This window comes from Verrucomicrobiota bacterium (assembly GCA_016871535.1).
GTDB lineage: Bacteria > Verrucomicrobiota > Verrucomicrobiia > Limisphaerales > SIBE01 > VHCZ01.
This window is the reverse complement of record VHCZ01000254.1, coordinates 1-8704: the sequence shown is the minus strand read 5'-3', so window position 1 is coordinate 8704 and position 8704 is coordinate 1. Positions and strand designations below refer to the sequence as shown.

Genomic DNA, 8704 nt, shown 5'->3' with positions numbered 1-8704 from the left:
TCGCCTCGCAAGAGCAATTATCATTACTTGATGAGGGCCAGAAGCTGGCGGGGTGTCAGTATCGGGATGCCGAAGGGCTTGCCGAGAGACAGCAAGTCGTTGTCCCGTGTCACAATCGCGTCGGCTTGAGCCGCCAGCGCGCACGCGATGAATTGGTCGTCGTGCGCGTCGAGACAGACAGCATCACGCAGCGGGGTCGGTTCAAATTCGAACGCCAGCTCAGCCACGGCGTTCAACCACGGTTGCGGATCAATCTCCAGCCCTTCTTCGGCGCGCACGGCCATCGCAACTCTGGCGTATTCGTGCAGGATGGACTGCGTGACGGCCAGCACGATGCGACCGTTGGCAAACGCCTGCAAAACTCGATGCGCTTCGGTCCGCCAGTAGATGCCGCTGACGAAGCTGGTCGTATCAAGCACGACGACCATGGGCGCGCGCCTTCCGTATGGCGGCCTTGATTTTGTCCACGGCACCGGACGGTTCCTTGGCCAGGGGGCGGCCCGCTGCCTTGATGATGGCGGCGTACTCGGACTTGGATGGTGGACGAATCGGTGTCAACAGGATGCTGCCCTTGACGGTCACCGCGCGCAGCGGGTCTGTCACGTTTGGCGCAGCCAATCAAGCCGCAATTCTGAAGCTGGCTAACTCCGAAGAAGCTGCTGGCACGCGACACGCAACTTTTTCATTTGCGCCCCAGATTTGGCTTCGATGTAACAGCGGATGAGCGGTTCGGTGCCGCTGGCACGGAAGGCGACCCACTCGCGATTCGGCAAAAGGAATTTATAACCGTCGGTCGTGATGAATTTCTCGACTTTGAACGGGCCAATCACGTCGAGGCCGGCGGCGAGCTTCTGCAATAGCGCTTCCTTCTTCTCCGGCGGAATCGCGACGTTGATGCGGTCGGTGTGAAATTCGCCGGTTTGTTTCGAGAGGTCTCTCAAAATCTGGCCGAGGGATTTGCGTTCCGTCGCCACCAACTCGGCCATCAGCAAGCACGCCAGAATGCCGTCTTTCTCCGGCACGTGGCCTTTGACGCTCAGGCCGCCGGATTCTTCACCGCCCACGATGATCGGTTCGCTCTCCATCAGGGCGCCGATGTATTTGAAGCCAACGGGCGTTTCGTGAACCTTCACCCCGAGAAGTTCCGCCACGGCATCGACCTGATGGCTGGTGGGCACGGTGCGCACGACGGCGCCGCTCCAGCGCCGGTTCTTTTTCAAATGGTAAAGAGACAGCGCCAGGATTTGGTTGGGTGTGAGCCAGGTGCCGTCCTTATCGACAATGCCAAAGCGATCGGCGTCGCCGTCCAGGCCCAGGCCAATCTGCGCTTTGCCGCTGCGGACAAACCGGCTGACCTCAGCCATGCCTTCGGCGTTGGGTTCCGGGTGATGTCCGCCAAACAATGGATTCAATTCGTCGTGGAAAACCGCGATCTTCGCGCCTGCGTCGATCAGCAATTTATCCAGGTAACCGCGGCCCGTGCCGTACATGAATTCGACGGCGACCTTGAGTTTGGCCCTGCGGATGGCGGCGAAATCGACCAGCTTTCGAAGTTGCCTGAAGTAGTCCGGTTGAGGATCGATGCTCTTGCACTCGTAAGTCCCGATCACCGCGGCTTTGAAACCCCAATTCTCAGCCAGCAGCCGAGCGACGTTCGCTTCGATCTGCTGGGTCACTTCCGGCGTCGCGGGCGCGCCGTTGCTCGTGGAAAACTTCAGCCCCTGGTATTCGGCCGGATTGTGACTGGCGGTCATGTTGATCCCGCCGACGGCTTTGCGGTGACGGATGGTGTGGGCAATAACGGGCGTCGGCGCGTCCCGCTGGCAGAGCAAAGGCGTCAGGCGGTTGGCCGAAAGAACTTCGGCGGCGGCTAGCGAAAACTCGCGTCCGAGAAACCGCGTGTCGTGGCCGAGAATCACGACGGGCTTGCGGCCATGGATTGCGGATTGCGGATTGCGGATTGCGGAGTTCAGGAAATCGGCGATGGCCTGAGTGGCCAGCCGAACGTTGGCGAAGGTGAAATCGCGCGCGATGAGGCCGCGCCAGCCGGAGGTGCCGAATTTGATCATAGGCGTAAAACGTGAAACGTAAGACGTAACGCGTAATTCGGGAGCGTCGTGGGGCGTGACACGTGAAGCGTGAAACGTAATTCCTAACCGCGTTTCGGCGTGCCTCACGCGTGGCGAGGCCATCCACCCGGGACTCACGCGTTACGTCTTACGTTTCACGTTTTACGACTTCCAATCGAACGCCCGCTTTTTCAACGCATAGAGGTAACCCACAAACAAGATCCCGAGGAAAGTCACCATCGAACCGAAGATGAGGTTGGCGTGGTCGCGCAGCATGTCCTTGTAAACAACCGCCCAGGGGTAAAGGAACACGACCTCGATGTCGAACAGAATGAATAGCATCGCCACCAGATAGAATTTGACCGACATCCGTGCGTTGCCCTCTCCGACCGGGAGCATGCCGCATTCGTAAGGGGTGTCCTTGACCCGGTCGCGGCGGCCGCGCTGGCCCACCACCACGGATAGGATCAGAATCCCGAACGCATACGCGATCGCCACCACCGCTAGAAGAAGCACCGGGATGTACTGTGCAAATTGATCCACGAGCGGACGCTAGGAAAGCAGCCGGGCTTTGGCAAGCGGCATTTTGGACGTATTTCAAGCTTGCGTTCCGGACCCGGCGACCGAATGATTTTGCCCCTTTATGAGTTCTGAAATGACCAGTTCCGTCGGGTGGTACGATTTCCTGGCCTGGCTGGAAGAGAACAAGAAACGCCTGATCCTCGCCGCGGCGGGTTTGGTGGTCGTAGGATCGGGCATTGCCGTTTATCGCTACAACAAGGTGCAAACCGAGTTGGCCGCGAGCCAGGCCCTGCTGGCGCTGCGGCTGCCCTTGAACGCTCCGGAGAATACGCCCCCGCCGGACGCCTCCAGTTTCTTGAAGATCGCGCAAACCCACCCCAGCACGACCGCGGCGCAGCGCGCGCTGCTGTTGGCGGCGGGCACCTTGTTTGCGGAAGGGAAATACCCGGACGCCCGGGCGCAATTCGAGGATTTTCTCCAACGTTTTGGGAGTCACCCTCTCGCCCCAGCCGCTTTGTACGGGAAGGCAGCGTCGCTGGAATCCGACGGGAAAACGGACGACGCGCTGCGCACTTATCAGGAGGTGTTGTCCCGCTACCCGCAGGCTTGGGTGCTGGCGGACACGCGGCTGGCGATTGCGCGGATTCAGGAGGCTAAAAACCAACCCCAACTGGCCCTCCAGATGTACGAGGAAATCACGCGGACGAATCTGATGAGTTCGGTGAGCGGAGAAGCCATGGCGCGGAAAGAGCGTTTGCTGGAAAAACATCCGGAACTGGCCAAGACCATCGCGCCCGCCACAAACCAGGCAACCACCCCATTGCCGCTCCCCACGCCCCAGGGCACAAACGCAGCCACAAATGCGTCCTCAGTTTCAGCCACGAACGCCGTGCCCGCCGCGAATGCTGCGCCGGCGAACCCAACGCCGGCTGAGAAGAAGTAAATGCCGGGCCTCTCACCACAATCGAAAGCACAATTTCAGGGCCGCGGTGGAACGCGTCCTTATCGTTCATGGTCCGTGTGCATGGTAGGGCGAGCCTGTCCCCAGCGAACCGAACCGGCCGTGTTCCACGCACGTCCTGACTCATGAAGATTTCCCTTATTGGCACGGGTTACGTGGGATTGGTGACGGGCACTTGCTTCGCCGAAGTCGGGCACGACGTGATCTGCGTGGATTGCGACGCGGCCAAGGTGGAGTTGCTCCGCAGGGGCGGCGTCCCCATTTTTGAACCCGGTCTCGAGGAACTCATTCAGAAGAACGTGGCTGCCGGGCGGCTAAGCTTCACCACGTCCACGCAGGAAGGTGTTGAGAAATCCGACGTTGTTTTCATCGCCGTGCCCACACCGCCTCTCCCAGATGGCTCCGTGGATTTGAGCTACATGGAGGGCGTCGCGCGCGATATCGCCGGCGCCATCACCCGGTACAAGATCGTGGTCGATAAGAGCACGGTCCCGGTCAAGACGGGCGAGAAAGTCGCCGAAACCATCCGGCGCTACTGCAAATCCAAGGTCGAGTTTGACGTGGTCAGCAATCCGGAGTTTTTGCGCGAAGGCTTCGCGGTGGAGGATTTCCTCAAACCGGACCGCATTGTCATCGGCGTTCTTTCCCAACGGCCGGTGGCGGCGATGCGGGAGCTCTACGCGCCGTTTCAAGCCCCCGTCATTGTCACGGACATCAATTCGGCGGAGTTGATCAAGCATGCGTCCAATTCGTTCCTGGCGCTCAAGATTTCCTACATCAACGCGATCTCGATTCTTTGCGAAGCTTCGGGCGCGAACGTGCAGGAAGTGGCCAACGGCATCGGGATGGATCCGCGCATTGGCCGGCGCTTTCTGGACGCTTCGCTGGGCTTTGGCGGGAGTTGCTTTCCCAAGGACCTCAGCGCGTTCATCAAGATTGCCGAGCAACTCGGCTACGATTTCGCCCTGCTCAAGGAAGTGCAGCGGATCAACGCCCACCAGATGGACCGGTTCTTCAAGAAGATCGTCGAGACCCTCTGGGTGTTGAAGCAGAAGAAAATCGGCGTGCTCGGCCTGGCTTTCAAACAGAACACCGACGACGTCCGGATGTCGCCCGCCATCGATCTCTGCCACCGACTCCAAAGAGAGGGCGCGGTTCTTCGCGTGCACGATCCCAAAGCGATGGAGAAAGCCAAAAGCGTCCTGACCGATGTCACGTACGTGCCGGAGATGAACGCGGTCGCGGATGGCTGCGATGCGCTGGTGGTCGCGACCGAGTGGCCGCAGTTTAGGAAACTGGATCTGGACCTGGCCCGCAAAACGATGACGCACCCGATCCTGTTCGACGGCCGGAACCTGTTCGACCCCGAAGAAATGGAACGGCTGGGTTTCATCTATAAGAGCATCGGGCGGCGAGGCGCGTGACGTCTTTAATGGGTTCGAGCGTTAAGGCGTTGATGCAGGAAAAGGAGAAGATCGTCGAGGTGGCGGCCGGTCTGATTTTCCGCGAGGGGAAATTGCTCATCACACAGCGGCGGCTCAACGATCATCTCGGCGGCTTGTGGGAATTTCCCGGCGGCAAGCGCGAGCGAAATGAAAGCTTCAAGGCGTGTCTGGAGCGTGAGCTTCTGGAAGAACTCGGCGTCGAGGTCAAGGCGCGCGAACTCATGGGTCGGGTGACCCATCGTTATCCGGAGAAAACCGTTCGCTTGAGATTCTACCGTTGTGACTTAATCAAGCGCGAGCCGCGAGCAATCGGATGCCAGGCGGTGAAGTGGGTGCGCCGGAACCAACTCCTCCGGTATTCCTTTCCGGCCGCGGATGCCAAGCTGCTCTCAAGACTTGAGACCTCGCCAGAACTCTGGCGCGCACGTTCGTGAGAAGGCGTGAAGTGGCTGGTGATGTGTCTCACAAATGGCTGGAGTTATGTTGCGCCCAAAACGGCCTGGGGCAAGGCGCGACGAGGGAGCATAGCCCCAGTGCTCTGCGACCGAGGAGCAACGCAGCCCCAGACCGTTTTCGGCGCAACCCTTCGGGCCGCAGGTCTTTTGGCCTCCCGCTTCGTTGCTCGCGCCTTACAGACCCACCAGGGGTATGCGCGTCGCTCGCGCCTCGCGGGAGGCCAAAATCCCTTGCGGCATAACTCCAGCCATTTGTGAGACACATCACTGGTCTAGCCGGCAGTTTCTCGCGGATATCCGCTTCCCGGTGTCCCCAGCTCCTGGTCCCATGCCGCCTGCACCGGGTTGGTTTTAGTGAGGGTGAGCCGGCGACGCGGCTGCTCCGGGATTGAACACTTTGAGACCCGGTCGCTCGTAGTCTTTCGTGTTGCGCGTCGCAATGGTTAAGTTGTGGCGGCGTGCCGTGGCGGCGATGAAACTATGCAGTCAAAGCAGCCGGCAGCTTGTCGGGTGTCAGGTTGCGGCCTTCCTTGTCCAAAAACGCCAGCGGACAGAAGTTGACCACGAAATGCTCGGCGAAGAATTTCTCCACGGGGCCGAACCGCTCGGCAAATAGGCCCCAGAGGCGCTTGCCGCTGACTTCGGAACGCGGGCAAGCAAAGCCTTCAACCGGACGCCGGGGATGTTCCAGCCGCGGTTTGCCGATTTCCGTTTCGATTCCCATCCAATCCCGCACCGCGGCAACTTCGCCGAAAGGCACGCCCGTTTGCGCCATGCCGAACGGGCCGGGGTTCATGCCGAGAAAGACGATGCGCTTGCGGCTGTTCCCGAAGCGGCGCAGGTAAGTCTCGTGCGCGACCCATGCGTAGTCGAGCGGGTTGTAAACGTGAGTGACCGCGACGTCGAACCTGAGCCTTTCGACTGCCTGACGAAGTCGCAGCGCGGCACTGACCATCGCTTCGCCCGGCAGCGGCGGTTCGGTGCGCTTTTTCGGAGATACGCCGCGCATCATTTGCTCCCGCTTCCCATAAAACTGACGGTAGGCCGAGCCTGTCCCCAGCGAGCCGAGCCGGACGTGTTCCGCGCACGTCGAGCGGCTCGCCGGGACGGACTCGCCCTACCGGGTTCATGGCGCGAGACATGGTAATCCGACCAAGGAAACATTCCAGGATCAGTGCTCCCAATCGCGTCGCTTGATTCGGTTGAAGGCGCGTTGTGCCGCTTTCGTTTTCCGTTTGCGGTCGAGCCAGGTGCGCTGCTGTTGGGCTTCGTCCAGGTAAGCCAACTCGCGCTGGAGTTTCAGGAAATTCTCGTACCGTTCCGACGGCAGCTCTCCCCGGGCCAGCGCCGCTTTGACAGCACAACCCGCTTCGTGCGTGTGCGAGCAATCCCGAAAGCGGCAGTGCGTCGCCCAGGTCTCAAAATCGGAGAAGGCCTCGTGAACCCCCTGCCCTGCAAGCCACAGTTGAAACTCGCGCATCCCCGGCGTGTCGATCACGAGGCCGCCTTGCGGCAACAGAATCAGCTCGCGCCACGTTGTCGTGTGCCGGCCTTTCGAGTCGCTGACCCGCACTTCGGTCGTGGCCTGAACCTCTTCGCCGCACAGGGAGTTGATCAGGCTGGATTTCCCCACGCCGGACGGTCCGATGAACACCACGGTCTCGCCCGGATGAATGATCCTCTTCAACTGATCGATATGCTCTCCTGTCTTCGCGCTGACGACGACCACGGGCGCTCCGCCCGCGGCATGCCGGGCCGTCTCCAGGTTTCGTTCTACATCCGGGCAAAGATCCGCCTTGTTCAGGACGACGACCGGCCGGGATCCGCTTTCGTGGATCATCACAAGCTGGCGCTCGATCAAGCGCGGCCGGAACGACTCATCCAGCGCCTGCACCAGGAAAACGACGTCCACGTTCGCGACCAGCACTTGTTCTTCGGTATCCCGGCCTGGGACCTTTCTGGAGAACTTTGTCTGACGCGGCAGGACGTGATGAATGACCGCCTTGGCTTCATTCGGCATCACGGAGAGCGCAACCCAGTCTCCAACTTTCGGCAATTCGGCGGGCGCCGCGGATTCGTGCAGAAGTTTTCCCGCAACGAGGCCGGTCAGCGGACCCTGCGGCGTGTGAACGCAGTATTGGTGCTTGTCTTCGACCGCCACGCGGCCCGGCTCAAGACCCGCGACTCGAAACCTGGCAAATTCCTCGTCCCAGGATGGACTCCAACCCAGTTGTTCGAGAGTGATCGGTTCTGGCAACATGCAAGCGCGGGGCGCCGGGAACGCGCGTATGCTTAGGTGGAATTCTGAGAAACACAATGACGTTCTGACTTCGTGGCAGCTATTCAGTTGAACAAAAGGCAACGAAGAGAACGAAGGCTCGCGGACTGGGAAAAATCCGATGCGGGCACTTTGCTATTACGGTAAGTCATAGCCCGGTGAGCCAGTGAGGGGCCAATGCTGGGAGACCTTCTCGAGATCTTCGTTTCCTTCGTTGGCTTTTGTTAAAATGTGAATAGTCACGGCTTAGCGATACGGCTGGAAGTAACGATCAATGTTGGCCTGACCGCGCTGAATCTCGTGAACCTTCTGATGCTTCATATTTTCGACGTGGCCATCCACGTAGCCGACGTTGATTCGGCCATTGTGCACGACGAACGTGCCGCCGGCCGCGCTGCCGCCGGGATGAAAGCTCGCATTGTGCATCGTTTTGGAATCTTCGTTGAAAAGCATCAACTTCTCCGACGGATTCACCACGCGCGTGCTGAGCACGCCTTTGGGCGGATGCTCCACGGCGTCGATGAAATTATTGACGCTGAAATTGACGCGCTGCGCCCGACCGATTTGTCCCGTGCTCGGACACCGGTAAACCGGATAGGTATTGGTGTGATTCAGATCGACCCGCCCGTTGGATAAACGAATCTGCGGCTGGCCGGTCACGTAATTGAAAATCGAACCGGCCTCCGCGTGGAAACCGAACGAAAGGGGCGGCTGGCTCCAATAACGCGGGTTTGTCGTGTCGCCGCCGGATTGTCCCCCAAACACCCAGTCCGGTGGCAAATCCCGATCCACATCGCCCGCCCAGGGCAAGTAATCCGCATGGTCGTCGGTGTAAAGCAACACCCCGATCGTGATCTGCCGCATGTTGTTTTTGCAGAGCGACGAGCGCCCGCCTTCCTTGGCCTTGCTCAGCGCGGGCAGAAGCATGCCGGCCAGGATGGCGATGATGGCAATGACGACGAGCAATTCGATAA

10 protein-coding genes and 1 pseudogene are annotated in these 8704 nt (G+C 60.0%); 3 read left to right on the top strand and 8 right to left on the bottom strand.

Features of this window, described 5'->3' with window-relative positions:
• Positions 1-23 precede the first annotated feature (23 nt).
• From FJ398_22835 to FJ398_22820, 4 genes are all read right to left on the bottom strand, one after another.
• Entirely contained in the window at positions 24-428 is a 405-nt protein-coding gene (locus FJ398_22835) for a putative toxin-antitoxin system toxin component, PIN family (protein ID MBM3840743.1), read from the bottom strand.
• Positions 412-603 carry a hypothetical protein gene (locus FJ398_22830; GenBank protein ID MBM3840742.1) on the bottom strand — a complete coding sequence of 64 codons (192 nt, stop codon included), beginning with the start codon at positions 601-603 and terminating at the stop codon, positions 412-414. Before FJ398_22830 ends, FJ398_22835 begins: the two co-directional genes overlap by 17 nt.
• Before the next feature lie 38 nt (positions 604-641).
• Entirely contained in the window at positions 642-2069 is a 1428-nt protein-coding gene (locus tag FJ398_22825; protein MBM3840741.1) for a phosphoglucomutase/phosphomannomutase family protein, read from the bottom strand.
• A 162-nt stretch (positions 2070-2231) separates the two neighbouring features.
• Positions 2232-2612, bottom strand: a complete 381-nt coding sequence (locus FJ398_22820; GenBank protein ID MBM3840740.1) for an NADH-quinone oxidoreductase subunit A — start codon at positions 2610-2612, stop codon at positions 2232-2234.
• 100 nt (positions 2613-2712) lie between these two features.
• Between FJ398_22820 and FJ398_22815 the strand changes: the two genes are divergently transcribed.
• The 3 genes from FJ398_22815 to FJ398_22805 all read left to right on the top strand — a co-directional run bounded on the left by FJ398_22815 (position 2713) and on the right by FJ398_22805 (position 5431).
• The gene (locus FJ398_22815; GenBank protein MBM3840739.1) at positions 2713-3534 is read left to right on the top strand and encodes a tetratricopeptide repeat protein; all 822 of its coding nucleotides are present in this window, start codon (positions 2713-2715) and stop codon (positions 3532-3534) included.
• Between the two features lie 143 nt (positions 3535-3677).
• Positions 3678-4976 carry a UDP-glucose/GDP-mannose dehydrogenase family protein gene (locus tag FJ398_22810; GenBank protein MBM3840738.1) on the top strand — a complete coding sequence of 433 codons (1299 nt, stop codon included), beginning with the start codon at positions 3678-3680 and terminating at the stop codon, positions 4974-4976.
• An 8-nt stretch (positions 4977-4984) separates the two neighbouring features.
• Positions 4985-5431 (top strand): (deoxy)nucleoside triphosphate pyrophosphohydrolase, encoded by a 447-nt coding sequence (locus tag FJ398_22805; GenBank protein MBM3840737.1) that lies wholly within the window; start codon positions 4985-4987, stop codon positions 5429-5431.
• A 372-nt stretch (positions 5432-5803) separates the two neighbouring features.
• Here the strand turns inward: FJ398_22805 and FJ398_22800 are convergent, their stop codons facing one another.
• The 4 genes and pseudogenes from FJ398_22800 to FJ398_22785 all read right to left on the bottom strand — a co-directional run.
• Positions 5804-5938, bottom strand: a complete 135-nt coding sequence (locus FJ398_22800) for a type II toxin-antitoxin system VapC family toxin (GenBank protein ID MBM3840736.1) — start codon at positions 5936-5938, stop codon at positions 5804-5806.
• A 4-nt stretch (positions 5939-5942) separates the two neighbouring features.
• Positions 5943-6407 (bottom strand): annotated as a pseudogene (locus FJ398_22795) (single-stranded DNA-binding protein).
• A gap of 216 nt (positions 6408-6623) precedes the next feature.
• The gene (gene rsgA, locus FJ398_22790) at positions 6624-7697 is read right to left on the bottom strand and encodes a ribosome small subunit-dependent GTPase A (GenBank protein MBM3840735.1); all 1074 of its coding nucleotides are present in this window, start codon (positions 7695-7697) and stop codon (positions 6624-6626) included.
• Positions 7698-7976: 279 nt separating this feature from the next.
• A partial coding sequence (locus tag FJ398_22785; GenBank protein MBM3840734.1) for a DUF1559 domain-containing protein occupies positions 7977-8704 on the bottom strand: 728 nt, incomplete at its 5' end.